This is a genomic window from Actinomadura macrotermitis, from assembly GCF_009604375.1.
In the GTDB taxonomy this organism is placed as follows: Bacteria; Actinomycetota; Actinomycetes; order Streptosporangiales; family Streptosporangiaceae; genus Spirillospora; species Spirillospora macrotermitis.
In genome coordinates, this window is record NZ_WEGH01000001.1 from 1,489,718 (window position 1) to 1,515,702 (window position 25,985).

Annotated in this window: 24 protein-coding genes; 2 read left to right on the plus strand and 22 right to left on the minus strand. The window is 73.7% G+C overall.

The features are described from left to right. Window positions 1–8: 8 nt before the first annotated feature. Genes ACRB68_RS06650 through ACRB68_RS06660 form a run of 3 tightly spaced genes read right to left on the minus strand, consistent with a single transcriptional unit; the run spans window position 9 to window position 3,886 of the window. Complete coding sequence (locus tag ACRB68_RS06650; RefSeq protein WP_153531258.1) at window positions 9–1,181, minus strand: acyl-CoA dehydrogenase family protein; 1,173 nt, start codon at window positions 1,179–1,181, stop codon at window positions 9–11. Further along, the gene (locus tag ACRB68_RS06655) at window positions 1,181–2,272 is read right to left on the minus strand and encodes an acyl-CoA dehydrogenase family protein (RefSeq protein ID WP_328593843.1); all 1,092 of its coding nucleotides are present in this window, start codon (window positions 2,270–2,272) and stop codon (window positions 1,181–1,183) included. The genes ACRB68_RS06650 and ACRB68_RS06655 overlap by 1 nt, the downstream gene beginning before the upstream one ends. Next, window positions 2,273–3,886, minus strand: coding sequence for an AMP-binding protein (locus tag ACRB68_RS06660; RefSeq protein WP_153531259.1), 1,614 nt, complete (start codon window positions 3,884–3,886; stop codon window positions 2,273–2,275). 219 nt (window positions 3,887–4,105) lie between these two features. On the opposite strand from ACRB68_RS06660, the gene ACRB68_RS06665 reads away from it, so the two are divergent. Then, the gene (locus tag ACRB68_RS06665; protein ID WP_328593844.1) at window positions 4,106–4,711 is read left to right on the plus strand and encodes a TetR family transcriptional regulator; all 606 of its coding nucleotides are present in this window, start codon (window positions 4,106–4,108) and stop codon (window positions 4,709–4,711) included. A 61-nt stretch (window positions 4,712–4,772) separates the two neighbouring features. Here ACRB68_RS06665 and ACRB68_RS06670 read toward each other — a convergent pair whose 3' ends face one another. Next, a complete protein-coding gene (locus ACRB68_RS06670) occupies window positions 4,773–5,750 on the minus strand; it encodes a hypothetical protein (protein ID WP_153531261.1) in 978 nt (325 codons plus the stop codon). Then, complete coding sequence (locus ACRB68_RS06675; RefSeq protein WP_153531262.1) at window positions 5,747–6,352, minus strand: RNA polymerase sigma factor; 606 nt, start codon at window positions 6,350–6,352, stop codon at window positions 5,747–5,749. The genes ACRB68_RS06670 and ACRB68_RS06675 overlap by 4 nt, the downstream gene beginning before the upstream one ends. Window positions 6,353–6,485: 133 nt before the next feature. On the opposite strand from ACRB68_RS06675, the gene ACRB68_RS41035 reads away from it, so the two are divergent. Beyond that, entirely contained in the window at window positions 6,486–6,722 is a 237-nt protein-coding gene (locus tag ACRB68_RS41035; RefSeq protein WP_328593845.1) for a DUF397 domain-containing protein, read from the plus strand. A gap of 83 nt (window positions 6,723–6,805) precedes the next feature. Here the strand turns inward: ACRB68_RS41035 and ACRB68_RS06685 are convergent, their stop codons facing one another. From ACRB68_RS06685 to uraD, 17 genes are all read right to left on the minus strand, one after another. Beyond that, window positions 6,806–8,941 carry a bifunctional serine/threonine-protein kinase/ABC transporter substrate-binding protein gene (locus ACRB68_RS06685; protein WP_153531263.1) on the minus strand — a complete coding sequence of 712 codons (2,136 nt, stop codon included), beginning with the start codon at window positions 8,939–8,941 and terminating at the stop codon, window positions 6,806–6,808. 71 nt (window positions 8,942–9,012) lie between these two features. After that, window positions 9,013–10,041 (minus strand): allantoicase, encoded by a 1,029-nt coding sequence (alc, locus tag ACRB68_RS06690; RefSeq protein ID WP_153531264.1) that lies wholly within the window; start codon window positions 10,039–10,041, stop codon window positions 9,013–9,015. Between the two features lie 13 nt (window positions 10,042–10,054). Next, entirely contained in the window at window positions 10,055–11,371 is a 1,317-nt protein-coding gene (allB, locus tag ACRB68_RS06695; protein WP_328593846.1) for an allantoinase AllB, read from the minus strand. Then, window positions 11,368–12,510 (minus strand): glycerate kinase, encoded by a 1,143-nt coding sequence (locus tag ACRB68_RS06700; RefSeq protein ID WP_153531265.1) that lies wholly within the window; start codon window positions 12,508–12,510, stop codon window positions 11,368–11,370. Before ACRB68_RS06700 ends, allB begins: the two co-directional genes overlap by 4 nt. Window positions 12,511–12,524: 14 nt before the next feature. Further along, complete coding sequence (gene gcl / locus ACRB68_RS06705; RefSeq protein WP_153531266.1) at window positions 12,525–14,240, minus strand: glyoxylate carboligase; 1,716 nt, start codon at window positions 14,238–14,240, stop codon at window positions 12,525–12,527. Window positions 14,241–14,330: 90 nt separating this feature from the next. Further along, complete coding sequence (locus ACRB68_RS06710; protein WP_153531267.1) at window positions 14,331–15,206, minus strand: NAD(P)-dependent oxidoreductase; 876 nt, start codon at window positions 15,204–15,206, stop codon at window positions 14,331–14,333. Further along, entirely contained in the window at window positions 15,203–16,003 is an 801-nt protein-coding gene (locus ACRB68_RS06715; RefSeq protein WP_153531268.1) for a hydroxypyruvate isomerase family protein, read from the minus strand. Before ACRB68_RS06715 ends, ACRB68_RS06710 begins: the two co-directional genes overlap by 4 nt. Continuing rightward, the gene (locus ACRB68_RS06720; RefSeq protein ID WP_153531269.1) at window positions 16,000–16,389 is read right to left on the minus strand and encodes an allophanate hydrolase-related protein; all 390 of its coding nucleotides are present in this window, start codon (window positions 16,387–16,389) and stop codon (window positions 16,000–16,002) included. Before ACRB68_RS06720 ends, ACRB68_RS06715 begins: the two co-directional genes overlap by 4 nt. A 15-nt stretch (window positions 16,390–16,404) precedes the next feature. Beyond that, window positions 16,405–17,493: an XdhC family protein gene (locus ACRB68_RS06725; protein ID WP_153531270.1), complete on the minus strand. Its 1,089-nt coding sequence runs from the start codon at window positions 17,491–17,493 to the stop codon at window positions 16,405–16,407. An 8-nt stretch (window positions 17,494–17,501) separates the two neighbouring features. After that, window positions 17,502–18,965, minus strand: coding sequence for an NCS2 family permease (locus ACRB68_RS06730; RefSeq protein ID WP_328593847.1), 1,464 nt, complete (start codon window positions 18,963–18,965; stop codon window positions 17,502–17,504). Between the two features lie 159 nt (window positions 18,966–19,124). After that, window positions 19,125–21,443, minus strand: coding sequence for a xanthine dehydrogenase subunit D (gene pucD, locus ACRB68_RS06735; RefSeq protein ID WP_194293205.1), 2,319 nt, complete (start codon window positions 21,441–21,443; stop codon window positions 19,125–19,127). Continuing rightward, a complete protein-coding gene (locus ACRB68_RS06740) occupies window positions 21,444–22,799 on the minus strand; it encodes an 8-oxoguanine deaminase (protein WP_153531271.1) in 1,356 nt (451 codons plus the stop codon). It lies immediately after the preceding gene. Next, entirely contained in the window at window positions 22,796–23,287 is a 492-nt protein-coding gene (locus ACRB68_RS06745) for a (2Fe-2S)-binding protein (protein ID WP_153531272.1), read from the minus strand. Before ACRB68_RS06745 ends, ACRB68_RS06740 begins: the two co-directional genes overlap by 4 nt. Before the next feature lie 2 nt (window positions 23,288–23,289). Beyond that, the gene (locus tag ACRB68_RS06750) at window positions 23,290–24,165 is read right to left on the minus strand and encodes an FAD binding domain-containing protein (protein ID WP_153531273.1); all 876 of its coding nucleotides are present in this window, start codon (window positions 24,163–24,165) and stop codon (window positions 23,290–23,292) included. A 16-nt stretch (window positions 24,166–24,181) separates the two neighbouring features. Beyond that, complete coding sequence (gene pucL / locus ACRB68_RS06755; RefSeq protein WP_153531274.1) at window positions 24,182–25,081, minus strand: factor-independent urate hydroxylase; 900 nt, start codon at window positions 25,079–25,081, stop codon at window positions 24,182–24,184. Between the two features lie 6 nt (window positions 25,082–25,087). Beyond that, a complete protein-coding gene (gene uraH, locus ACRB68_RS06760) occupies window positions 25,088–25,408 on the minus strand; it encodes a hydroxyisourate hydrolase (RefSeq protein WP_153531275.1) in 321 nt (106 codons plus the stop codon). Beyond that, window positions 25,409–25,954: a 2-oxo-4-hydroxy-4-carboxy-5-ureidoimidazoline decarboxylase gene (uraD, locus tag ACRB68_RS06765; protein ID WP_328593848.1), complete on the minus strand. Its 546-nt coding sequence runs from the start codon at window positions 25,952–25,954 to the stop codon at window positions 25,409–25,411. It lies immediately after the preceding gene. Window positions 25,955–25,985: the final 31 nt, after the last annotated feature.

Consider the following 25,985-nt stretch of genomic DNA (forward strand, 5'->3'; position numbering starts at 1 on the left):
AGGTCTCCTTAACGCGGGGCGCGGGGCAGGCCGAGGCCGATCATCGCGATCAGCTCGCGCTGGATCTCGTTGACGCCGCCGCCGAAGGTCAGCACGACGGCGCCCTTGACGCCGTGGTCGAGGCGCTCGACGAAGTCCGCGGTCGCCGGGTCGCCCGGGTCGCCGTAGCGGGCGAGGACGTCGCCGACGATCCGGCCGACGTCCTGCATCCGCTCCGAGCCGTAGATCTTGGTGGCGGACGCGTCGGCGGCGCCCAGCCAGCCGAGGTCCATGTTCGCCGCGACCTGCCAGTTGAGGAACTCGTTGACGCGCAGGTAGGCGTACACCTGCGCGACCGCGCGCCGCACGGCCGGCTCCTCGATCAGCGGCCGGCCGTCGCGGCCGGCGGCGGTGCGCGCCCATTTCTCGAACCGGTCGTAGGTGTGGCCGATGTTGCCGGCCGGGCCGAGCGTGACGCGCTCGTGGTTGAGCTGGTTGACGATCAGGTCCCAGCCCTTGTTCTCCTCGCCGACGACCATGTCCACCGGGACGCGCACGTCGCTGTAGTAGGTGGAGTTGGTGTGGTGGCGGCCGTCCATCGTCACGATCGGCGTCCAGGAGAAGCCCGGGTCGGCGCAGTCGACGATGAGCATCGTGATGCCCTTGTGCTTCTTGGCGTCGGGGTCGGTGCGGGCGGCGAGCCAGATGTAGTCGGAGTAGTGCGCCCCCGACGTGAAGATCTTCTGGCCGTTGACGACGTAGTGGTCGCCGTCCTTGACGGCCGTGGTGCGCAGCGACGCCAGGTCGGTGCCGGCGCCGGGCTCGCTGTAGCCGATGGCGAAGTGGCACTCCCCGGCCAGGATCCGCGGCAGGAAGAACGCCTTCTGCTCGTCGGTGCCGTACTGCAGGATCGTCGGCGCGACCGAGTTCAGCGTGATGATCGGGTAGGGCACCTCGGCGCGGGCGATCTCGTTGGCGAAGATCTGCTGCTCCATCGGGCCGTAGCCGCGCCCGCCGTACTCCTTCGGCCAGGCGACGCCGAGCATGCCGTCACGGCCGAGGCGCTTGCAGTGCGCCATGTAGTGCTCGCCGAACGGGTCGCCCGCGATCTGCGCGCGCTGCTCGGCGGTCAGGCAGGCGCGGAAGTACTCGCGCAGCTCGGCGCGCAGCTTCTTCTGCTCGTCGGTCAGGTCGATGAACATCACGCCTCCTGCGCGACGAGGGTGCCGAGGGTGTCGAGCTGCTGCTCCGCGCCGCCGAGCAGGTGCCCGGCCTGTTTGGCCCAGGCGAAGTAGCGGTGCAGGGGGTAGGTGACGTCCAGGCCGATACCGCCGTGCAGGTGCTGGCAGGTGTACAGGGCCTTGACGACGGCGTCGGCGGCGTTGAACGCGGCGATCGTGAGGACCTCGTCGACGTCGTCCCAGCCTTCGGCGAGGCGCCAGGCGCCCGCCCAGACGGCCACGTCCAGCGCGCGCTTGGCGATGTAGACGTCGCCGATGTTCATGGTGACGGCCTGGAACTGCGCGAGCGGCCGGTCGAACTGCTCGCGGGTCTTGACGTATTCGGTGGTGAGTTTCAGCGCGCCCTCGATGACGCCGGAGGACAGCGCGACCGCGCCCGCGACGGCCGAGCGGCGCAGGGTGTCCCAGGCGCCGTCGCCGAGCAGCGCGTCCGGGCCGACGCGCACGTCGTTCAGCTCCACGCGCGAAAGGGGCTCGGTCGTCGCCGACGGCTGCGGCGTGAGGGTCGTCGCGCCGGGCTCGACGAGGAAGACGCGGACGGCTCCGTCCAGCACGGCCGGGACCAGGATGCGCTCGGCCTCGGCGGCGTAGGGGACGAAGGTCTTCACACCGTTCAGGACGTGGCCGTCGCCGTCCGCGCGGGCGGTGGCGCGGACCTCGCCCGCCGGACCGGGCTCCCGGTAGGCGCCCGTGAAGATCGCCTCGCCTTCGGTGAGCGGCGCGAGCAGCGCGATCTGCGCGTCGGTGCCGTGCGCGGCGATCGGCGCGGCGGCCAGCGCCAGCGACGCGTATGCCGGGACGGGCGCGACGTGCGCGCCGATCTCGCGCAGGATCACCGTCAGCTCGACCGGGCCGAGGCCCGCCCCGCCGGCCCGCTCGGGCAGCACCGCGCCGAGCAGCCCGGCCTGCGCGAGGGCCTTCCAGACCGCGCCGTCGTAGCCGGCGCCGCCCTTCTCGAAGGCCTCCAGGCGCTGCGGGGCGGCCTCGCGCGCGAGCAGGCCGGCGGCGAGACCCTGCAGCTCACGCTGCGCCTCGTCGAGGTTGAAGTCCACTCATCCGCTCCCTTCCAGGAGGTGCAGGCGGCCGCGCCGCGCGAACTCCTCGCGCAGGCGGGCCGCGTCGCCAGGGGTCATGCGGCGGTAGGCCAGGTCGCGGCCGGGCCGCCACCACACGGGGTCGCCGGTGCGCCAGCCGTCGCGCGCCAGCCGGCGTTTGAGGATCTTGTTGGACGCGGTCGCGGGCAGCTCCGCGGCGACCCGCACGTACCGGGGCGGCCACTTGGCGCCGAGGCCGGGCAGGGCGCGCAGGTGCGCGGCGAACGCCTCGGGGTCGAAGGAGTCGGCGGCCAGGGCGAGCATCACCTGGTCGCCGGACGCGGCGTCGGGCACCCCGTAGACGGCGAGCTGGCGGACGCCGGGCAGGCCCGCCAGGGCGCGCTCCACCTGGACGGCGCCGAAGTTCTCGCCGTCCACGCGGAGCCGGTCGGCGGTGCGGCCGACGAAGAACGCGTACCCGTTCTCGTCGGCGTAGGCGTGGTCGCCGCTCCAGAACATGCCGTCGCGCAGGCGGTCGGGGGCGTCCTCGTTGTAGTAGCCGTCGAACAGGCCGGGGCCCGCGGTGCCGACGAGCTCGCCGACGGCCTCGTCGGGGTTGAGCAGGCGGCCCGCGTCGTCGAACCGGGCGGGCGGGCACTCCGCGCCGGTGTCGGGGTTCAGCACGCGGACGCCGTCGGTCAGCCTGCCGAGCGCGCCGGGCGGGCCGGACGGGTCCGGGGAGAAGGCGATGGCGGTCTCGGAGGAGCCGTAGGCGTCGATGACGTAGCAGCCGAAGCGCTCCTTGAACGCGGCCTGCTCGGCGGGGGCGGCCTCGTTACCGAAGGCGATCTTCAGGGGGTTGTCGGCGTCGTCCGGTTTCGCCGGAGTGGCCAGCGCGTAGGACAGGGCCTTGCCGACGTAGTGCAGGTAGGTGCAGCCGTGCGCGCGGACGTCCGGGAGCAGGCCGGAGGCGGAGAACTTCGAGCGGACGACGAGGGTGGCGCCGGCGGCGAGCGCGGGCGCGTACGCCGCCATGATCGCGCCGGAGTGGAACAGCGGCATCGGGCAGTAGACGACGTCATCGGCCTTCAGCAGCCGGCCCGCCAGGTTCTCCCCGGGGACGACGACCTTGCGGTGCGTGACCCGGACGGCGCGCGGGCGGCCGGAGGTGCCCGACGTGAAGATCAGCATGAGCAGCGTGGCGTCGGTGATGCCCGAGATGTCGGGCAGCGGCGCCTGGCCGGGCAGCGCGTATCCGGGGCCGTCGATGTCGATCACGGTGCCCAGCCCCTCGGCCAGGCCGGCGTGGCAGGCCTGGGTCAGGACCAGGTCGCAGTCGGCGCGGGCGGCGTCCTCGGCCAGCTCGGCGGCACTGCGGGTCGGGTTCAGCGCGACGATCACGTCACCCGACAGGGCCGCCCCGCCGATGAGGAACACCAGCTCGGGGACGTTGTCGAGCAGGACGCCGGCGTGCACGGGCCGGCCGCCGGCGCGGCGGGCGGTGAGCCAGGCGGCGCGGCGGGCGCACTCGGCCACGACCTCGGCCCAGCTCCACGAGCGGCCGTCGCCGGCGTGGACCAGCCCGGTCCGCCCGTCGGCCGCGCGGGCCGCCAGCAGCCTGCCCACCGTCATCGGCGACCACCTCCCGGCGGCAAAACTAGAACAGATTCTAGTCTGTGTCCAGGGGCGTGATCACCGCCGGAAGGACCCCGGTTCGCCACGGATGTCAGGGTTCACTGACCGGCCGCCGCAAACCCTCGCGCACGCAATCAGATAACACGTTCTCACCGGCCCTGTAAGCTGTCCCGCAAGCGGGCGCGACGGCCCGCGCGACCGTTGAGGGGACCGACCGTGACCGCAGAGCCGACAGCGACCGAGGACAAGCCGTCCGGCGCGCGGTCCCGCAGCCAGCACCAGCGGCGCAAGCGCATCGTGCAGGCGGCCGCCGCGCTCGCCTCGCGCGGCGGCGTGGAGGCCATGCAGATGCGCACGGTCGCCGAGCGCGCGGGCGTCGCGCTCGGCACCCTGTACCGGTACTTCCCGTCCAAGATGGACCTGGTCGTCGCGGTCGTCAGCGAGGAGCTGGACCTGCTGGAGGGCAGCATCGAGCGCCGCCCGCCGCGCACCGACGCGCCGCCGCAGCGCGCGGTCGACGTGCTGATGCGCGCCACCCGCGGCCTGATGCGCGAGCCGGAGCTGGCCGAGGCGCTGATCCGCTCGCTGCTGCTGTCGGACGTCAAGACCGACTTCGGCGACCGGATGACCGGCCTGCTGCTGCGCGCCTCCGTCGGCCCCGACAGCGAGGTGCCCGCGGGCGACCGGCGGCGGGTGCTGGCCAAGGCACTGTCCAGCGTGTGGACGATGGAGATGATCGAGATGCTCCGCGGCCACGCCACCGCCGAGGAGATCCAGGTCCGCCTGGAGACCGCCGCCGCCCGCCTCCTCGCCGACTTCTGACCGTGCTGACGGCCCTGCGGGGCGCGGCTCCGAGGTGGGCGCACCCCGCAGGGGCGTCGTTCTAGGGACGTTGGCCAGGGCGGTCGACCACCGCCACCTTGGTGCGGGCGGCGATGAGCTGGATCGTGCCCTTCTTGACCGTCGAGGTGCCGTCCATGCCCGTGCTCGTGTGGTCCTTGATCGCGATGGAGCGCTCGCCGACGTAGGCGTAGGTCCTGGCGTCCAGCAGCACCTCCTCGCGGAGCCAGCCCTCGGTGACCCGGCCGACCGCGATCGCCGGGTGCCCGAGTGCGTCCACCCGGCCGGGGACGAGCTTGACGCCGGGTATCAGGGCGATCGCCTTGAACACCAGCGACAGCCGCCGCGCCGGCACCTCGTGCTCGCGCACCATGGCGTTCAGCCGGCCGAACACCTCGCCCTGCACGACCGGGTCGCGTTCGTCCTCCCTACCGCCGGGGACCTGGCCGTAGGCCCAGTGCAGCATGGTGCGGCCGTCGGTCACGTCCGCCGGAACCGGGTCGCTCAGCGGCCTGGTCGTGAGCCTGCCCGCATCCTCCTCCGCCGCCTCCTTCCCGTCGGCCCGCCACCACGAGCGAACCACCCGGGTCCGTAGTCCGTCTGTAGGCCGCTCCACACGCGCCTTGTGGGCGGTGCCGGGGTAGCGGTCGGTGACCTCGGTGTAGATCCACTGCTCGGGGCGGGCGGCGGTGCCCTGAGCGGCGAGCGCCGCGCGGTCCAGCGCCTCGGCGGCGTTGGCGACGGGGCCGGGCGGGATGCCCGGGATGACCGGGCGGGGGCGGCCGTGCCCGTCCGAGCCGCCGGTCTGCACCACCGTCACGCCCGCGACGGCCGCGGCGGCGACCGCGCCGACGACGGCGACGCGCAGGCCGAGCCGGCGCCGCCGCCGGGCGGGCGCGGGTGCGAGCGCGGCCGTCCCGGCGGCGCGGGCGAGGAGGGCGGCGCGGGCGGCGTCGTGCGCGGCGCGCGACGGCGGCGCCGGGGCCTCCCAGGCGTCGTGCAGGATGTCCAGGTCGTTCATCGGTCGAGGTCCTCTCCGAGTGAGGTGGGGTCGGTGTCGCCCAGCGCGGCGCGGATCTTCTTGCGGGCCCGGTGCAGCCGCGACCGCGCCGTCCCGGCGGGGACGCCGAGCGCCTCGCCCGCCTCCTGCACCGACAGCTGCGCCCAGGCGACGAGCAGCAGCACGTCCCGGTCACCGTCCGCGATACCCGCCAGCGCCCGCGCCAGCGGGCCGCGCACGGCGCGGGCGTCGAGCCGCCCGGCGACCCCGTCGGCGTGGCCCTCGGTGACCTCGTCCGCGCCGGACCGGGCGAGCGCCCGGTACAGGCGGACCTCGGCGCGGTGGTGGCGCGCGACGAGGTTGGACGCGATCCCGTACAGCCAGGGCCGGGCGTCGGGGCGGGCGGTGTCGTAGCGGTCGCGCCGGTCGAACGCGATCAGGAACGTCTCGGCCGCCACGTCGTCGGCGAGCGCCGGGCCGAGCCGGCGCGCCGCGTACCCGTGGACCGCGGTGTAGTGGCGGTCGAAGAGGGCGGCGAACGCCTCGGGCTCGCGCCGGGACCGGCCGATGACGCCGGCGTCGCTCTCCCGGCCGGCGGCGGGGGGCCGGGTCACCGCGGCCATGTTCGGTTTCGTGTCATCTGCGTGCCTTCCGCATGCGGTGGGGGTCGTTGTTGGTTCGCCGTTTCCCCACGGCGCGTTCGCACCGCATTAGCCTTGGAGGGACCCCAGCTTTGGGAACGAGGAGGGTGCGCCAGTGACCGAGCAGGAGCCGTTCATCAGCGACGGCGTCATCATCGAGTTCATCGACGGCAAGGACGTGCCGGTGGACCACAAGGACTTCGGTGAGCGCGCCGTCGTCATGCGCGACGCCAAGAACGAGGACGGGCCGATCCTCTACTTCACCGAGGCCGAGTGGGACGCCTTCGTCGCCGGCGTCAAGGACGGCGAGTTCGACGACCTCCTGGAGGAGGAGCCCCCCGCCACGGTGTGAACCGCCCACGATCTTGTTGAGCGCGCGCGTTACCGGCCCGGGGTGAGGCGAGCCTCACCCCGGGCCGATGTCGCTACGGCGCCTCAGCTCACCTTGGCCTTGGTGGAGTCGCCCAGCAGGGTGAGCTGCCCGTCGTGGACCTGGTAGGCGTAGCTGACGCCCTCGGTCAGCTCGCCGGTGTCGGTGAAGCGCAGGCGCTGGGTGACGCCCGGGATGTCGACCTTGGCCAGGCAGGCCTCGATCTGGGCGCTGGTGCGGGCGCCCTTGCGCAGGGCCTCCAGCACGGCCTTCGCCGCGTCGTAGGCCTCGGCGGTGTAGATGGCCGGCTCCTTGCCGTCGTGGGCCTTGGCGTAGCGGGCGGCGAACGCGGCGTAGGCGGGCACGGCGCCGCCCGACGAGCCGGGCTGCAGGCAGGAGCAGGTCAGCAGGGTCCCTTCGGCCGCCTGCGGGCCGGCCTCCTTGGCCAGGGCCGGGTCCAGGGCGAGGTCGCTCAGGTAGAAGCGGGCGGTGATCCCGGCGGTGCGGGCGGCCTTGATGAGCCGGCCGGCGGTGGTGGCCAGGCCGCCGACGAAGACGGTGTCGGCGCCGCGCATCTTGGGGACGAGGGCGGTCTCGCCCTCCTTCAGGGAGGCGGTCGTGACGGTGGCGCCGCGGGCCTCCAGGGCGGCCTTGAAGTAGTTGGCGTCGGTCCGGCCCTCGTCGGAGTCGTCGCCGATGGCGAGGGCCTTCTTGGCGCCGGTGCGCAGTGCGAGGTCGCCGAGCGCGCCGGCGGCGACGCGGCTGTTTGGCACCGTGCCGTGCCAGTACTTCCAGCCGTTGCGCGACAGGTTGCCGCCCGCCGCCGCCGGTGAGACGGCGGGGATGCGCGCCTTTTCCAGGATCGGCATCGCCTTCATGGTCTCCCCGGTCAGGGTGGGGCCGATGACGGCGGCGGTGTTCTGGGCCACCGCCGCCTGCGCCACCGGCTCGGCGCCCTCGGGTGTGCTGTGGGTGTCGAGCGCCACCAGTTCCGCCTTCAGCGGGCGGCCTTCGCGGTTGTACTCGTCGACGGCGAACCGGACGCCCGCCAGCATCGGCTCCCCGAAGGCGGCGAGGTCGCCGGTGATCGGGCCCATGTAGGCGATCTTGACGGTGCCCCGGGCGCCGGAGGCGGCGGCGCCGGGCGAGTCCGTCAGGAACCGGGGCACCACGAAGACGGCCGCCGCCACCACGGCGATCACGGCGACCGCCGCCAGGGCGGTCACGGCGGCCCCGGTCAGGCCGAGCGCGGCGGCGCCGGCGAGCACGAGGCGCCGCCGGCGGCTGCCGAGCTGGGACGGCACGCGGTTGAACAGCGACTTGCCGAACACCCCCTGCCTGCCGAGCACCAGGGTGTGCCCGTGCGCCAGCGGGTCGGCCGTCCCCGGGTCGGCGCCGATCATGGCGAGCAGCCGGCCCACCGCGTCGGCGCTGGTCGGGCGGCGGGCCGGGTCCTTGGCCAGGCAGGCGGCGACGAGGGCGGCGAGCGGGCCGGGCAGCGCCGACACGTCGGCCTCGGACTTGAGGATGCGGTGGATGATCGCGGGGATCGAGTCGCCCTCGAACGGCAGCCGCCCGGTGGCGGCGAACAGCAGCGTCCCGGCCCAGGCGAACATGTCGGCGGCCGGGCCGACGGCGGTGCCGGCGAGCTGCTCGGGCGCCATGTAGGCCGGGGTGCCGACGACCTGGCTGGTCATGGTGAGCGCCTCGGAGTCCAGGGCGCGCGCGATGCCGAAGTCGATGACGCGCGGGCCGCCGGGGCCGACCAGCACGTTCGGCGGCTTGAAGTCGCGGTGCACGATCCCGGCGCGGTGGATGGCCGCGAGCGCGGTCGCGGTGCCGAGCGCGAGCCGCATGAGGGACCCCTCGTCGAGAGGCCCCTCCTCGCGCACCAGCCTGATCAGCGAGGGGCCGTCGACGAACTCGCTGACGATGTAGGGGGTGTCGCCGTCGATGTCGGCGTCCAGCACCTGCGCGGTGCAGAACCCCGAGACGCGCTCGGCGACCTCCAGCTCGCGGACGAACCGGGCGCGCGCCTCGGCGGACCGGCTGAGCCGGGCGTGCAGGATCTTGACCGCGACGCGCCGGCCGTCCGGGGCGCGGCCCTCGTAGACCGCGCCCTGGCCGCCCTCGCCGAGCCGCCCGGTCAGCGCGTACGGCCCGACCTGCTCGGGATCTTCGGGCAGTAACCGGTCGGCCATCGTTCCTCCGCGGGGGCGAGGATCACAGTTGTCGCCCCTTAGACGCGCCCTGGAACGGTTTCGTTGGCTCCTCAGGTCAGTTCGCGCCAGCGGACGGTGAGGGCCTCCTCACCCGCGGGGGTGAGGTCGCCGAGCAGGCGGAGCCGGGCGAGGCCGCCGTCGGGGTGCAGGTCGAGGCGGACGTGGGTGACCTCGGGCGCGTCCGCCAGGCGGAAGCGGTGGCGGCCGTCGGGCTGGACGCGGGTGCGCGGCAGCAGCCCGGTCCACGCGGCGGCGTCGTCCAGGCGCGCGGTGCGGGCGTCGATGCCGGACAGGGCCACCTGGCCGGGGGCGTTGAACTTCAGGTTGGAGGTGTCGAACTCGGCGAGGCGGATCACGCCGGGCGCGGCGAGGCGGATCAGGGCCCATTCGTTGCCCGGCTCGCGGCGGCGCGCGGTCTCCCAGCCCTCGGCCTGGTTGCGGGCCAGGCCGGGGAACAGCATGTTGTCGGGCCGGGAGTAGAACATGTTCGAGCATTCCAGGACGCGGGCGCCGTTCTCCAGCGCCGCGAGGTCGACGGTCAGCCCGGTGAGCAGGCGCGGGTCGGGGACGACCTCGCCGTGCACGCGCAGCCGGGCGATGCCGCCGTCGGGGAACATGTTCAGCCGGACGTGCGTGAAGCGCCGGGCGATGTCGACGGGGAAGGCGTGCGCGGAGTCGCCCTTCAGCGGGCTCTTCGGGACGATCTCCACCCAGTCGGCCGTCTCCAGCTCGGCCGCCGACGGGTGGCCGTCCACATGGCAGGCCTCGACGGAGGCGTGCGGCGGGTAGTTGCCCTTGAACCAGGCGGTGTCGATGACGACGCCGCGGATCACGCCGGGCAGCCCGAGCCGGACCAGCGCCCAGTCGTGGCCGAGCTCGCCGGACGCGTCCGGGCGGCGGCGCGCGGTCTCCCACCCGTCGTACTCCTGGCCCTTGGTGCCGAAGGTCTCGGGATGGAAGGCCGGCGCCCACGGGTTGATCAGGTTCTCCTTCTCCTCGAAGGACTCGTCGCTGGCGGCGAGCACCGAGCCGCCGAGGGCGCGGCCGGCCAGGTCGGGGAAGGCGGCGAAGTCGGTCATGCGGGGTCTCCGTTCAGGGGCGGGTCAGCAGGGCGCCGCGCGGGACGTCGTCGACGATCTCGCCGCGCAGCCAGGTGGCCTGCACGAGGCCGGTGAGCGCGCGGCCGGCGTAGGGGGTGACGGGGTTGCGGTGCCGCAGGCCGGCGGCGTCGACCAGGTAGGCCTCGTCGGCGGCGAAGGCGGTGAGGTCGGCGTCGGCGCCGAGCGCGATGCGGCCCTTGCGGCCGGTCAGGCCGGCGAGGGCGGCGGGGCCCTCGGCCATCCAGCGCACCACGTCGGACAGGGCGTGGCCGCGGGCGCGGGCCGCGGTCCACACCGCCGACAGGCCGAGCTGGAGGGAGGAGATCCCGCCCCAGGCGGTGGCGAAGTCGCCCCGCTTGAGGTCGGGCGTGCAGGGCGAGTGGTCGGTGACGACGCAGGAGATCACGCCGTCGGCGAGGCCCCGCCACAGTTCGTCGCGGTTGCCGGCGTCGCGGATCGGCGGGCAGCACTTGTAGGCGGTCGAGGCGGGGCCGGGGACGTCCTCGGCGGCGAGGGCGAGGTAGTGCGGGCAGGTCTCGGCGGTGATCCGCAGGCCGCGCGCCCGCGCCTCGGCGAGCGGCTTCAGGCAGTCGGCGGCCGACAGGTGCAGGATGTGCGCGCGGACGCCGGTCTCCTCGGCGATCCGGATGACCTGCTCGACGGCGAGCCGCTCGGCTGACGGCGGCCGGGACGCCAGGAAGGCCGGGTAGTCGCCGGTTTCAGGTGTGGTGAGCGCGCCGGGGTCTTCGGCGTGCACGATGACCAGGCCGTCGAAGGAGGCGATCTCGCGGAACGCCGCGTACTGCTCTTTCTCCGACAACGGTGGGAACTCCGGCACGCCCGAGTCGGCGGTGAAGCATTTGAAACCGAACACGCCCGCGTCGTGCAGGGGCCGCAGCGCGGGCACGTTGCCGGGGATCGCGCCGCCCCAGAAGCCGACGTCGACGAACACCTTGTCACGTGCGACATCCCGCTTCACCCGCAGGTTCTCCGGCAGGGTCGTCGGCGGCAGCGAGTTCAGCGGCATGTCGATCAGGGTGGTGACGCCCCCGGCGGCGGCGGCGCGGGTCGCGGTGTCGAACCCCTCCCACTCGGTGCGGCCCGGCTCGTTGATGTGGACGTGGGTGTCCACCAGGCCGGGCAGCAGCGCGATGTCGCCGAGGTCGACCTCGGCGGCGGCGGGCAGCCGCGCGTCCGCGTCCTCGATGGCGGCGACGCGCCCGTCGCGGACGCCGACGGCGGCGGGCCGCTCCCCGTAGGGCAGCACCGCCCTGCGGGATCGGATCACCAGGTCGTAACGGTCGCTCACGCCACCCCTCCCACGGGTTCGGCCAGCCAGTCCCGGCCGATCTGTTCGGCCAGTCGTTCGAGCAGCGGCCCGGCCTCGGCCATGCACCGCCCGAGGTCGGGTTCGATGTCGGTGAGGGCGTAGGCGCGCTGCAGCCGGGCCTTGCGCAGCTGCTCGCCGGTGAGGGAGCGGCGCCCGGCGACGGCGACGGCGGGCACGCCCGCGCGGGCGGCGGCGCGGGCGACGCCGACCGGGGCCTTGCCGCGCAGCGACTGGCGGTCCAGCGAGCCCTCGCCGGTGATCACCAGCCGGGCGCCGGCCGCCTGCCCGGCGAAGCCGAGCAGCTCCAGCAGGTAGGCGATGCCGGGCCGGACGGCGGCGCCGAGGAAGGCCAGCGCGCCGTACCCGGCGCCGCCCGCCGCGCCCGCGCCCGGCCGCTTGGCGGCGTAGACGCCGAGGTCGCGGCGGACGACGGTGTCCAGCCGGGCGAGGCCGCTCTCCAGGATCCGCACCTCGGCCGGGGAGGCGCCCTTCTGCGGCGCGAACACCGCCGCGGCGCCGTCGGGGCCGAGCAGCGGGCTGTCCACGTCGCTCGCCACGACGAACTCCACGCCGGGCGGGCGGCGGCCCGGTTCGATCCGGGCCAGGGTGCGCAGCGCCGCGCCGCCGGGCGGCAGCTCGTCCCCGGCGACGTCCAGGAAGCGGAAGCCGAGCGCGGCGGCGAGGCCGGTGCCGCCGTCGGTGCAGGCGCTGCCGCCGAGCCCGAGGACGATCCGGGACGCGCCGCCGCGCACCGCCGCGTCGATCAGCTCGCCGGTGCCGCGGCTGGTCGCGGTGAGCGGCGCGGGCTCGCCGCCGGGCAGCCGGCGCAGCCCGGACGCCTCGGCCAGCTCGATCACCGCGGTGCCGCCGCGGACCGCGTAGCAGGCGGTGACCGGATCGCCGGCCGGCCCGGTGACGATCGTGCTCAGCCGGGCGAAGCCGGCCGCGACGGCCGCGTCGACCGTGCCGTCGCCGCCGTCGGCGACCGGCAGGGCGACGATGGGCAGGCCGGGGACGGCGCGGCGCAGCCCGGCCGCGAGGTGCGCGGCGACCTCGCCGGCGGTCAGCGACCCCTTGAACTTGTCGGGCGCGATGACGACGTGCCCCTGCCTGTCCATGTCTTCCCCCTTGCCTAGGAGACGGGCTCGAACTCGCGGATCGCGTCGATCCGCACGCCGTTGGCGGTGTCCGCCTCCCGCTCGATCATGATCTCGACGAGGACGGGACGCGAGGTCCGGCCCGCCTCCTTGCGCGCCCACTCCAGCGCCGGCCGGATCCCGCCGGGCTCCACCACCCGGGTGCCGGCGCACCCGTACGCCTCCATGATCTTGACGTTGTCGGTGCCGGCCTCGTCGTAGTGGATGTCGACCTGGTAGTTCATGGCGTACCCGCCGTGGTCGGCGGCCTGCCGGATCAACCCCAGGTACTCGTTGTTGATCATGATGAGCACGAACGGGATGTCGTACTGCGCGGCGACCGCCAGCTCCTCCACCAGGAACTGGAAGCCGTAGTCGCCGACGATCCCGACGACCTCGGCGTCCGGCTCGGTCCTGGCCAGGGCGGTCTTCACCCCGATCGCGGCCGGGATCTCCCAGCCGAGCGGGCCGGCCTGCCCGCACACCTGGTAGTGGCGGGGCCGGAACGCCTTCTGGTGCTGGCCGCCCCAGATCTGGTAGAGCCCGATCGCGGTGACGAAGTAGGTGTCGGCCGAGTAGAACTCGTTGATCTCCTTGTAGATGCGCGGCGCCTTGATCGGGACGTTGTCGAAATCCTCGCGCCGCGTCAGCGTCGCCTTCAGCTCCCGCACCCGGGAGACCCAGGCGCCGGCCTCGCGACGGACGCCGCGGGCGCGGGCCAGGTCCAGGATCGCGCGCAGGAACAGCCGGGTGTCGGAGACGACGCCGAGGTCGGGGCCGAAGACCTTGCCGATCTGGGTCGGCTCGATGTCGACGTGGATGAACCTGCGGTCGCCGCGGTAGACGTCCAGGTCGCCGGTGTGCCGGTCGCCGAACCGGGCGCCGAGGGCCAGCACCAGGTCCGACTCCAGGAACGAGGCGTTGCCGTAGCGCTGCGAGGTCTGCACGCCGGTCATGCCCGCGTACAGCGGGTGGTCCTCGTCCAGCGCGCCCTTGCCCATCAGGGTGGCCTGCACCGGGACCTGCAGCAGCTCGGCGAGCTCGCGCAGCTCGGCGTGCGCGTCCGCGATGATGACGCCGCCGCCCGCCAGGATCAGCGGCCGCTCGGCCGCCAGCAGCAGGTCCAGGGCGCGCTCGACGCGCGGCGGGTGCGGCTCGACGGGGACGACCGGCAGCGGCGCGTCGATCGAGGCGTCCCACTCGATCTCCTGCTTCTGCACGTCGATCGGCAGGTCGATCAGCACCGGTCCCGGCCGGCCCGAGCGCGCGATCCGGAACGCCTCGCGGAAGACCCACGGGACCTGCGCGGCCTCCTTGACCTGCACCGCCCACTTGGTGACGGGCTCGGCGACGCCGACGATGTCGACCGCCTGGAACGCCTCCTGGTGCAGCTTGGCGGTGGCGGCCTGCCCGGTGATGCAGATGATCGGGACCGAGTCGGCCTGCGCGGTGTACAGCCCGGTGATCATGTTGGTGCCGGCCGGGCCGGAGGTGCCGACCGCCACGCCGACGCCGCCGGTCGTGCGCGACCAGCCGTCGGCCATGTGGGTGGCGCCCTCCTCGTGCCGGACGATCAGGTGCGCGATGCCGCCGTCCTGCTCCATCGCCTTGTACAGCGGCAGGATCGCGGCGCCGGGGCACCCGTAGACGATGTCGACGCCCTCGGACTTGAGGATCTCCACCACCGCCTGCATGACGGGAATCTTCGCCATGATGAAATATCCCTTCTGGGGCGGACGGCCGGTCTCCGGTTCGGAGTTGGCGCTCGGCTGGAAGCCGGCCGTCCGTTCTGGTGCGGAAAGCTAGGAGGCGCGGCCGGACAGGTCCTCGACGACCTTCAGCAGCGCGGAGTGGTCGAGCGCGCCGTGCCCTTGCGCGCGGGCGGCGGCGACGAGCTGGGCGACCATGCCGGTGAGCGGCAGGGACACCCCGGCGGTGCGGGCCGCGGCGGTCGCGATGCCCATGTCCTTGTGGTGCAGGTCGATGCGGAACCCCGGCTCGAACCGGCGGGCGAGCATCGAGCCGCGCTTGAGCTCCAGGATGCGGCTGGCGGCCAGCCCCCCGGCGATCACGTCGAGGCCGGCCCCGGCGTCCACGCCCGCGGCCTCCATCAGCACGATCGCCTCGGCGACCAGGCCGTAGGTGCCGCCGACGATGAGCTGGTTGGCGGCCTTGACGTACTGGCCGGCGCCGTTGCCGCCGACCCGCTCGAAGGTCTTGCCGACGGCCGCGAAGACCGGCCTGGCCGCCTCGAAGTCCGCCTCCGCGCCGCCGACCATGATGGACAGCACCGCGTCGACGGCGCCCTTCTCACCGCCGCTGACCGGCGCGTCCAGCACCCGCAGGCCGCGCTCGCGGCCCGCCTCGGCGACCCTGATCGAGGTCTCCGGGCGGATGGTGGAGAAGTCGATGTAGAGGGCGCCGGGCCCGGCGGCGTCCAGCAGGCCGCCGAACACCACCTCCTCGACGTGCTCGTCCTGCGGCAGCATCGTGATGACGATCTCGGCGCCGGCGACGGCGCCCGCGACGTCCCCGGCCGCCGAGCCGCCCGCCGCGACCAGCGCGTCCAGGCCCTTCGGCGCGACGTCGTAGCCGGTGACCTCGTGCCCGGCGCGGACCAGGTGGGCGGCCATGGGCGCGCCCATGATGCCGAGGCCGATGAATGCGATCTTGCTCATGTGAACGTCTCCATCCAGGCGAACTCCTGGCCGGACGGGCCCTGCGGCGTGTACTCCAGGGCGGTCCAGCCGGCGTAGCCGGTCTCGTCGAGCACGCCGAACAGCGCGCCGAAGTCGATGCCGCCGGTGCCGGGGCGGCCCCGGCCGGGGGCGTCGGCGATCTGCACGTGGCCGATGTCGGCGGCGTGCGCGCGCACGGCCTTGACCAGGTCCTCGCCGTTGCCGGCGAGGTGGAAGCTGTCGAACAGGAACCTGACGTTGGGCTCGCCGACCCGGCGGAGGACGGTGACCGCGTCGGCGGCCGTCTCCAGCGGGTAGGCGCCGTTCAGGCCGCGGGTGAGCGGCTCGATCAGCAGCGTGCCGCCGAACTCGGCGACCCGGCGGGCGGCGTAGCCGAGGTTCTCGGCGGCCGCCTCGTCCTGTTCATCGGCCGTGAGCCCGTCCAGGCGCTGCCCGTACAGGGCGTTGAACATACGGACGCCGGTGCGTTCGGCGATCAGGCAGGTCACTTCGAGGCTCTGCCGGAACTCGCCGCCGCGGGCGGGGTCGGACAGAATGCCGCGCTCCCCCGCCGCCATGTCACCGGCGTACAGGTTCAGGCCGATCAGCTGGACGCCCGCGTCCTCGATGGCCTGGCAGAACGCGTCCACCTCGGCATCGGAGGGCACCGGGACGCCGTTCCACGGCCACCAGAACTCGACCGCCCCGAACCCGGCGTCGCGGGCGGCGGAAGGCCGCTCCAGCAGCGGCAGCTCGGCGAACAGCAGCGAGCAGTTGACGGCGTACTTCCGCTTCATGCGGCTTTCTCCCTGGCGTCTAGGTAGGCCTGCCAGCTGCCATGTTCGGTGATGTCGGTCAGCCGGGCGAAGGACGCCCCGGGCCGGCGGAGCAGCATGGCGAGCGCGGACGACCCGTCGGCCAGCTCGACCACGCCGAGCTCCAGCTCGGGCGGCTCGGCGGGCAGCAGCCGGTCGCGCAGGACGTCCATCGGGACGTCGTACACCTCCCCGGCGACCTCGGCGCCGCCGTGCGCGACCGGCGACAGCGCCGGGCACTGCCCCGCGACGGAGTAGAAGCGGTAGCGGGGCGCGGTCGTCGTCGCGGCGACGAGCGGCGCGCCGTCCAGCAGGTGGTGCAGCGGTCCCCCGCGCATCGCCCCGCCGTTGAGAAAGATCAGTGGCATCGATTCCTCCAGGGCTCAGGCCACGACGGCCTGGTGGTCATGGTGGATCGGCCCGTGGGTCTGCCCGAGGGGCAGCGCGGTACCTCCGCGGCGTGCGGCGACGAACTCCGCCGCGATCGCCACGGCCGTCTCCTCGGGGGTGCGGGCCCCGAGGTCGAGCCCGATCGGGGAGCGCAGCCGCGCCAGTTCCCGATCGGCCAGCCCGGCCGCGCGCAGCCGGGCGAGTCTGTCGTGGTGCGTGCGCCGCGAGCCCATGGCGCCGACGTAGGCGACGGGCAGGCGGAGCGCGACCTCCAGGAGGGGGACGTCGAACTTGGCGTCGTGGGTGAGCACGCAGACGACGGTCCGGCCGTCCACGGCGCCGCGTTCGGCCTCGTTGTCCAGGTAGCGGTGCGGCCAGTCGACCACGACCTCGTCGGCGCCGGGGAAGCGCGCCGGCGTCGCGAAGACGGGCCGGGCGTCGCACACGGTGACGCGGTAGCCGAGGAAGGCCCCGATGCGGGCGACGGCCGCCGCGTGGTCGATGGCGCCGAAGACCAGCAGCCGGGGCGCGGGGGCGAAGGACTGCACGAACACGTCCAGGTCGTCCTCGCAGCGCACCGAGATGGAGCCGGTGCGGCCGGCGTCGAGCATGGCGCGGGTCTCGCCGATGACGACGGAGTCGACGTCGGCGCGGCCGGTGGTGCCCTCGTGGCGGTCCGGCCGGACCACCAGCAGCCCGTCGCCGGGCGGCAGCACGTGCGCGAACGCCACGTGCTCGTCGCGTGAGACCGCCGCCAGGCCCGCGTCCGGGACGGGTCCGGGCCGGACGACCACCTCGATCGTCCCGCCGCAGGTCAGCCCCACCGCGAAGGCGTCGCTATCCGAGTAACCGAAGGACTCGCGCGCCGCCTCACCGGTGCGCAGGGCCTCGCGGCACAGCTCGTACACGGCGCCCTCGACGCAGCCGCCGGACACGCTGCCGACGGCCTCGCCGTCCGCCGACACCGCCATGGCGGCGCCGGGCAGGCGCGGGGCGCTGCCTCCGACGGCGACGACGGTGGCGACGGCGTAGCCGGTTCCGGACTCGTGCCAGGCGCGGAGCCGGGCGGCGATCTCACGCATGCGACCTCCTATTTGATGCCCAGCGCCTCTTCGATCGGGTGCAGCGCGAAGTAGGCGATGAAGACCAGGGACAGCGGCCAGAGCAGCCAGTGGATCTCGGCGAACCTGCCGCGGGCGAGTTTCAGCAGGGTGTAGGCGAGCACGCCGGCCGCGACGCCGACGGTGATGGAGTAGGTGAACGGCATGAGGACGATGGTGAGGAACGCCGGCACGGCGATCTCCAGGTCCTCCCAGTCGATCTTGCGGGCGTGCGTCATCATCAGCGCGCCGACCAGCACCAGCGCGGGCGCGGCGGCGCCGACCGGGACGACCCCGGCCAGCGGCGTCAGGAAGATCAGCGCGGTGAGCAGCGCGCCGGTGACCACGCTGGCCAGGCCGGTGCGGGCGCCCTCGGCGACGCCGGCGGCCGACTCCACCACGGCGGTGTTGGCCGAGCCGTTGACGCCGCCGCCGATGATGGCACCGAAGCCGTCCACGGTGAGGATCTTCGACAGGCCGGGCAGCCGACCGTTCTCGTCGGTCATCTTCGCTTCCTCGCAGACGCCGAGGATGGTGCCCATGGCGTCGAAGAAGCCCGACAGCACGAGGGTGAACAGCACGACCGTCGCGGTGACCACGCCGGCCCTGCCGAAGCCGCCGAACAGGTCGACCTGGAACAGCAGCCCGAAGTCGGGCGTCGCGACGATCTTGTCCGGCAGCGTCGGCGCGACCGGCCCCCAGGACTTGGGGTCGATCGTCGCGGTCTCGTTGACCACGATCGCGAAGACCGTGGCGGCCACGATGCCGATCAGCATGGCGCCCGGCACCCGGCGCACGAACAGCACCAGGGTGACGACGAGACCGGCGCAGAACACCAGCACCGGCCAGCCGGCCAGCTTGCCGAACACGCCGAGCGTGACGGGGGTGGCCGCGGCGGCGTGGTGGCCGACGAACCCGGCGTCCACCAGGCCGATCAGCGCGATGAACGCGCCGATGCCGACGCCGATCGCCTGCTTGAGCGCCAGCGGGATGGCGTCCATGATCAGCTGCCGGATACCGGTGAGCGCGAACAGCACGATCACCACGCCCTCCAGCACCACCAGGCCCATCGCCTGCGGCCAGGTCATGTGCGGCGCGGCCTGGAAGACCACGATCGGGGTGACGCCGAGGCCGGCGGCCATGGCGAGCGGCGCGTTGCCGACCAGGCCCATCAGGACGGTGGACAGGCCGGCCGACAGCGCGACCATGGTGGTCAGCTGCGCCGGGTCGAGCCTGGCGCCGGTGACGTCCTTGGCGTCACCGATGATCAGCGGGATCAGCACCACCAGGTAGGCCATCGCCACGAAGGTGGTGAGGCCGCCGCGGATCTCGCGCGGCACGGTGGTGCCGCGCCCGGACAGGTCGAAGAAGCGGTCCAGCGCGGACCGGGGGGCGGCCGGTGCGGCCGGCTCGGGACGGGGTGACTTGGGGGGCGGGGCCTGGGTCTCGGTCACGGTTCGTGCCCTTCTGAAGGCGTGATCGACCCGCGTGCGGCGCCGGTGGCGCCGCCCGTCGTCTCGATCGGTGCGGTTGTGGGGTCCGTCCCCGCCGTCCCCCAACGGCGGGGCTGCCCCTGTTGATCAACAGCTGCCGGAACCTCGCGTGTCGGCCGGTCAGGCCACGATGTGCTCCGGTCGTACCGGCACCCGGGTGAGCGCCCTGCCGGTGGCGTCGCGGACGGCCGCGACGATCGCCGGGGTGGAGGAGAGCGTGGGTGGCTCTCCGGCGCCCCGCAGCCCGTATGGGGCGTCAGGGTCGGGGTTCTCGACGATGTCCAGCCGCATCGGCGGCATGTCGAGGATGGTCGGGATGAGGTAGTCGGTGAAGGAGGGGTTGCGGACCAGGCCGCCGGAGACGACGATCTCCTCCATCACCGCCAGGCCGAGGCCCTGCGCGGAGCCGCCATGGATCTGGCCCTCCAGCGACAGCCGGTTGAGGATCTTGCCGACGTCCTGGACGGCGGCCAGCTCCACCACCTTGACCAGGCCGAGGTCGACGTCGACGTCCACCACGGCGCGGTGCACGCAGATCGCCAGCTGGGTGTGGCTGGCGCCCTGCCCGGTGACCGGGTCCATGCCGGTGGTCGGCCGGTGGTGGTACTCGCGGGTCTCCTCGATGACCTCGTCGCCGAGGACCTCCTCGATGGTGGCCAGCACCCCCTGCGACCGCGAGACGATCTTGCCGCCGACCACGTTCAGGTCGCCGAAGGAGCGCAGCCAGCGGCCCAGCTTGCGCTCGGCCATGGCCAGCAGCCTGGCGCGGACCGCCTCGCAGGCCGTCTTGACGGCGCCGCCGGTCATGTACGACTGGCGGGAGGCGCTGGAGGAGCCGGCGTCGCCGACGGTGTTGTCGGCGGGCGCGATGGTGACGCGCTGGACGCCGAGCTCGGTGCGGGCGATCTGCGCCTTGAGGGTGACCAGGCCCTGCCCGACCTCGGCGGCGGCGGTGTGCACCAGCGCGGTGGCCTCGCCGCCGATCACCTCCAGCCGGACGCGGGCGGTGGAGTAGTCGTCGAAGCCCTCGGAAAAGCAGATGTTCTTGATGCCGACGCCGTAGCCGACGCCGCGCACCACGCCCTCGCCGTGGGTGGTCTGGGACGCGCCGCCCGGCAGGTCGCGGATGTCGGAGGCGTCCAGCTCCGCCGGCATCGGCATCGCCTCCAGCCGGGTCAGCATCTCCGCCAGCGGCGCGGGCGACTCGATGACCTGGCCGGTGGCGAGTTTGGAGCCCTGGCTGACGGCGTTGCGGCGCCGCACCTCGACCGGGCTGATCCCGCAGGCGGCGGCAAGCTTGTCCATCATCGATTCGTAGGCGAAGCACGCCTGGACCGCGCCGAAGCCGCGCATCGCGCCGCACGGCGGGTTGTTGGTGTAGACGCCGTACGCGTCGATCCTGATGTTGGGGATCTCGTAGGGGCCGACGCCGAGCGAGGCGGCGTTGCCGGTGACGTTGAGCGTCGCCGAGGTGTAGGCGCCGCCGTCCAGGACGATCTCGACGTCGGCGTACAGGATCCTGCCGTCGGCGGTCGCGCCGTACTCGTAGCGCATGTCGGCGGGGTGCCGGTGCACGTGCCCGAAGAACGACTCGTACCGGTTGTAGGACATCTTGACGGGCTTGCCGGTGTGCAGCGCGAGCAGGCCCGCGTGGATCTGCATCGACAGGTCCTCGCGGCCGCCGAACGCGCCGCCGACGCCGGCCAGCGTCATGCGGATCTGCTCCTCGGCCAGGCCGAGGCAGGGCGCGATCTGCTTGAGGTCGTTGTGCATCCACTGGGTGGACACGTACATGTCCAGGCCGCCGGCCTCGTTCGGCACGGCGAGGCCGGACTCGGGGCCGAGGAACGCCTGGTCCTGGATGCCGACCTGGTACTCGCCCGACACCACGACGTCGGCCCGCGCGCGCGCCGCCTCGACGTCGCCGACGCGGACCGGCTGGTGGCGGGCGATACCGCCGCGCTCCTGCACCTTCAGGTTCGCCGGGTCGGCGATCACGGCGCGGGGGTCGGTGATGGGCGTCAGCACCTCCCACTCGATCGCGATGCGCTCCAGGGCGCGGCGGGCGATCTCGGGATGGTCGGCGGCGACGAGCGCGATCGGCTCGCCCTGGTGGCGGACCTCGCCGAAGGCCAGGACGGGCTGGTCCTCGGTGTGGTCCAGGCCGTACACCTTGCGGCCGGGCACGTCCTCGTGGGTGAGGACGGCGTGCACGCCGGGCGTGGCGAGGGCCGGGCCGATGTCGACGGACAGGATCCTGGCGCGGGGGTGCGGGCTGCGCAGGGTGGCGCCCCACAGCATCCCGTCCATCCACAGGTCCGAGGAGTAGGCGAACTCGCCGGTCACCTTCAGCGTGCCGTCGGGGCGCAGCGGGCTGTCGCCGACGCCGCCCTGGCCGGGGGCCGCGACATGGCCCGGGCTCTTGATCGGGGTCGCCATCTACAGGACCTCCTCCGCGAGCTTCATCAGACGGCGGTGCGCGGCGGCGCCGCGGCGGCCGACCTCGTCCTGGGGGACGGTGACCAGGGCGTCGTCCTGCACCACGGTGCGGCCGCCGACCAGCAGGGTCTTCAGCGGCGGGGTCTGGCCGAAGGCGAACGCGACGACCGGGTCGTCGATCGCGGCGTAGAAGCCGTCGACCTTCCAGAGCGCGATGTCGGCGAGCTTGCCGACCTCGATGGTGCCGATCTCGTCCTGGCGGCCGAGGCAGCGGGCGCCGCCGAGGGTGCCGGCCTCCAGGGCCTGGCGGGCGGTCAGCGCGGTCGGGCCGTAGCGCGCGCGCTGCATGTACACCGCTTGGCGGATCTCGCCGACGAGCGGCACCATCTCGGCCGACGCCGAGCCGTCCACGCCGAGGCCGACGGGGGCGCCGGCCCGCATCAGGTCGGAGACGCGGGCGATGCCGGCGCCGAGCCGGGCGTTGGAGCTCGGGCAGTGCGCGGTGCCGGTCTGGGTCTCGGCCAGGCGCTTGATGTCGGTGTCGTGCAGGTGGACGCAGTGCGCCAGCCACACGTCGGGGCCGAGCCAGCCGATGGTGTCCATGTACTCGACCGGCGTCATGCCGAACTGCGCGAGGGTGTGCTCCTCCTCGTCCAGGGTCTCGGCGAGGTGGGTGTGCAGGCGGACGCCCTTGGCGCGGGCCAGCTCGGCGGACTTCACGAGCAGGTCCTTGCTGACCGAGAACGGCGAGCAGGGGGCGACGGCGACGCGCAGCATCGAGCCGAACGAGGCGTCGTGGTAGCGGTCGATCACGTCCGCGGTCTCGGCGAGGATCGTGTCCAGATCCTCGACGACCTCGTCCGGCGGCAGCCCGCCCTGCGACTGGCCGCGGTCCATCGAGCCCCGGCAGGGGTTGAAGCGGATGCCGAGCTCGGCGGCGGCGTCGACCTCGGCGGCGAACAGGTCGCCGCGGCCCTTGGGGAAGATGTAGTGGTGGTCCGAAGCGGTGGTGCAGCCCGACTTCAGGAGCCAGCCGAGCCCGGCGCTCGCGGCGCCCGACACGACCTCGGCGTCCATCTTCGACCACGGCCGGTACAGCGTCACCAGCCACTCGAACAGCGTGTTGTCGCTGGCCAGGCCCTGGCTCGCCCACTGGTACAGGTGGTGGTGGGTGTTGACCAGGCCGGGCGTGGCCAGGCAGCCGGTGCCGTCGATGCGCTCCGCGCCCTCGATGTGCGGGGCGGGGCCGGCGCCCACCGCGGTGATCTTGTCGCCGGTGATGACGATGTGGCCGCCGGGGTACTCGGCGCCGGCCACCGTGGCCACGTGGGCGTTCTCAATGATCCGAACGGTCATCGCGCTGCCTCCGCCTTGCGCCGGGCGGCGAGCCGGACGGCGTCCAGGATCTTCTCGTAGCCGGTGCACCGGCACAGGTTGCCCGCGAGCGCCTCGCGGATCTCGGCGTCGCTCGGGTCGGGGACCCGCGCGATCAGGTCGTGCGACTGGACGATCAGGCCCGGCGTGCAGAACCCGCACTGGACCGCGCCCGCCTCCACGAACGCCTCCTGGACCGGGTCGAGCTTCTCGTCCACCCCGGACGAGCCCTCCGCCAGGCCCTCTACGGTGCGCACCTCGCGGCCTTCGGCCTGCCCGGCGGCGACCAGGCAGGAACACGCCGGGACGCCGTCCAGGTAGACGGTGCACGAGCCGCATTCGCCCTGCTCACAGGCGTTCTTGGAGCCGGGCAGCCCCATCCGCTCGCGCAGCATGTACAGGAGGCTCTCGCCCTCCCACACGTCGTCCACGGTCTCGCGCGAGCCGTTCACGGTGAAGTTCACGCGCATGGCTAGGACGCCTCCTTACGGCTCTTGCCCATGTAGTCGTTCCAGGCCCAGGTGAGGGTGCGGCGGGCCATCACCGACAGGGCGTGCCTGCGGTAGTCGGCGGTGCCGCGCACGTCGTCGATGGGCGAGGCGGCCTCCTTGACCAGCTCGCCGAAGCGCTGCGCGGCCGAGACCGCGAGCGGCGTGCGGTTCTCCCAGTCCAGCTCGGCGGCCAGGAACTCCTCGGCGGCGGTGGCGCGGCGCGGCGTCGGCGCGGCCGAGCCGACGCCGGTGCCGACGCGGCGCTCGGCCGGGTGCAGCGCGATCGCGAACGAGCAGACCGCGATGACCATGGCGTTCCGGGTGCCGATCTTGGAGAAGTACTGCGGGCCGGGCGCCGGGTCGGTCCAGAACGCGCGGATCAGCTCGTCCGGCTCCAGCGCGTTGCGCTTCACACCCAGGTAGAACTCGGTGGCCGGGATCATCCGGACGCCCCGGGCGGCCGACTCGACCTCGATCACCGCGTCGCCGGCCAGCAGCGGCGGGTGGCTGTCGCCGGCGGGCGAGGCCGCGCCGAGGTTGCCGCCGACCGAGCCGCGGTTGCGGATCTGCGGCGAGCCGACGGTGCGCGACGCCTGGGCCAGGCCGGGCAGCCGGTCCCCCAGCTCGGAGATCACCCGGACGTAGGGGACGCCCGCGCCGACGCGCAGCCGCCCGTCCACGGTGTCCCATTCGGCCAGCTCGCGGACCGGGTTCAGGTCCAGCAGCGCGTCCGGCCGGTGCACGTCGAAGTTGATCTCGACCATCACGTCGGTGCCGCCCTGGATGGGCAGCGCGCCGGGATGCTCGGCCCGGGCGGCGAGCGCGTCCGCCCAGCTCATGGGGCGCAGGAAGTCCATGTCTTCTACATTCCCTCTAATTCCAGGCGGCCGGCGCGTCGGGGGCGTCATCGGTGAGGACGCTGCCCTCGATCAGCCCGTAGGGGCGGTCGGCCGCGAAGAAGACCTCGTTGTCGTTGTCCATGCCGAACGGCGACAGGTCCACCGCGAAGTGGTGCTTGTTCGGCATCACCATGCGCACTTCGCAGACCTCGCGGCGCTCGTTCAGCACGCGGCGGCCCATCTGGTAGAGCGTCTGCTGCAGCGAGAGGCTGTGGGTCTCGGCGAACGCCTCCAGGAGGCAGCGGCGGGCGTCGCGGTAGGAGCGGCCCCAGGACGAGTCGGTGCCCCGGTGCCGCCACTGCGCGGTGACGGCGGTCGCCAGCACCCGGTCGTCGGTCGGGGCGAGGGTGGTGTACTCGTCCTCGATGTAGCCGTGGAACTCGCTGCCGGTCGAGTTGAGCACGACCAGGTCCGTCAGCCCCGACACGACCGACTCGGCGCCGCCGGTCCCGTCGCTGTGGACCAGCGCGGTGCGGACCTCGCCGCCGTTGCGGACGAAGGAGTGCTGCCGGTGGCGCAGGCCGAGGTGCGGGCCCTCCTCGACCGGGATGCGGTCCCAGGAGTACTCCTCGATCTCCACCCGGGCGTGGTGGATCGTCGGCTGGGAGTCCACGAAGTGCCGGGCGAGCAGCAGCCCGAACTCCTCGATCTCCCCGATGCCGTACTTCTTGGCGAAGGCGAACACCGTGTTCTTCTGCGTGTCGGTGGGGAGCACCGGCGCGTTGTCGCCGCGCAGATGGACCTGCTCCATCTCGCCCGACAGGGAGACGCCGACGTTCAGGTCCTTGATGTGGTGGACCCCGCCGTCCTTGGTGACGCGGACGACGCGCGTCTCCGCCTTCCCGTAGCGGTTGGGACCGAGCACGATGGCCATCTGGGGTTAGCTCCCTCGGTAGGTGGAGTAGGCGAACGGGCTGAGCAGCAGCGGCACGTGGTGGTGCCGGGCCGGGTCGGCGACGGTGAAGGCCACCGCCACCTCGGGGTAGAAATCGGACAGCCCGGCGGTGTCGAAGGTGAGCCGGTAGGTCCCGGCGGGCAGCGGGCCGGCGCCCGGCCAGTCCTTGATCCGCCCGTCGGCGTCGGTCCTGGCCGCGGCCAGCGGGTGCCAGGCGCCGGCGTCGTCCCGGCGGTCCAGGCGGACGGCCAGGTCCGGCGCGGGCAGGCCGCGCGCGGCGTCGAGCACGTGCGTGGAGAGCGACATTCAGCCTTCCTCCGTCAGTTTCGCCAGCCGGATGTCCACGATCTTGGCCAGTTCGGCGCGGACCACACCCCGCTCGGTCTCGGCGTCGTTGTCCAAACGCCTGGTCAAAGCCGCGAGCATCTCGCCGGCGCCGAGGCCGGTCGCGCAGATCAGGTAGACGTGCCCGAACCGCTCCTCGTAGGCCTTGTTGCCCTCCAGCAGGGCCCGGCGGGTCGCCTCGCCCGCGTCGTCGACGCCGGCCTGCTCGCGCCGCGACCAGGCGGCCTCGCGGTCTTGGCCCGCGGCCCGCTCCCCGATCCGGGGGTGGGCGGCCAGGGCCTCCGCCACGTCGCTCCAGTCCAGTTCGGCCAGGGCCCGCGCCGAGGCCGCGCGCAGGCCGGCCAGGTCGCCGTAGGGCCGGCCCGCGGCGACCGCGGCGGCCCAGCGGCGGGAGGCGCAGCAGGTCAGCAGCTCGTTCTCGGCGTTCACCGCGGAGAGCGCGTTCAGCCGTTCCATCGTCACCTCCTCGTCGGTGGTTCTTGCAGTACACCCGCCGGGACCGGGCACGGTCGAGAGACAGGAAGTCCGAACTGTGCGC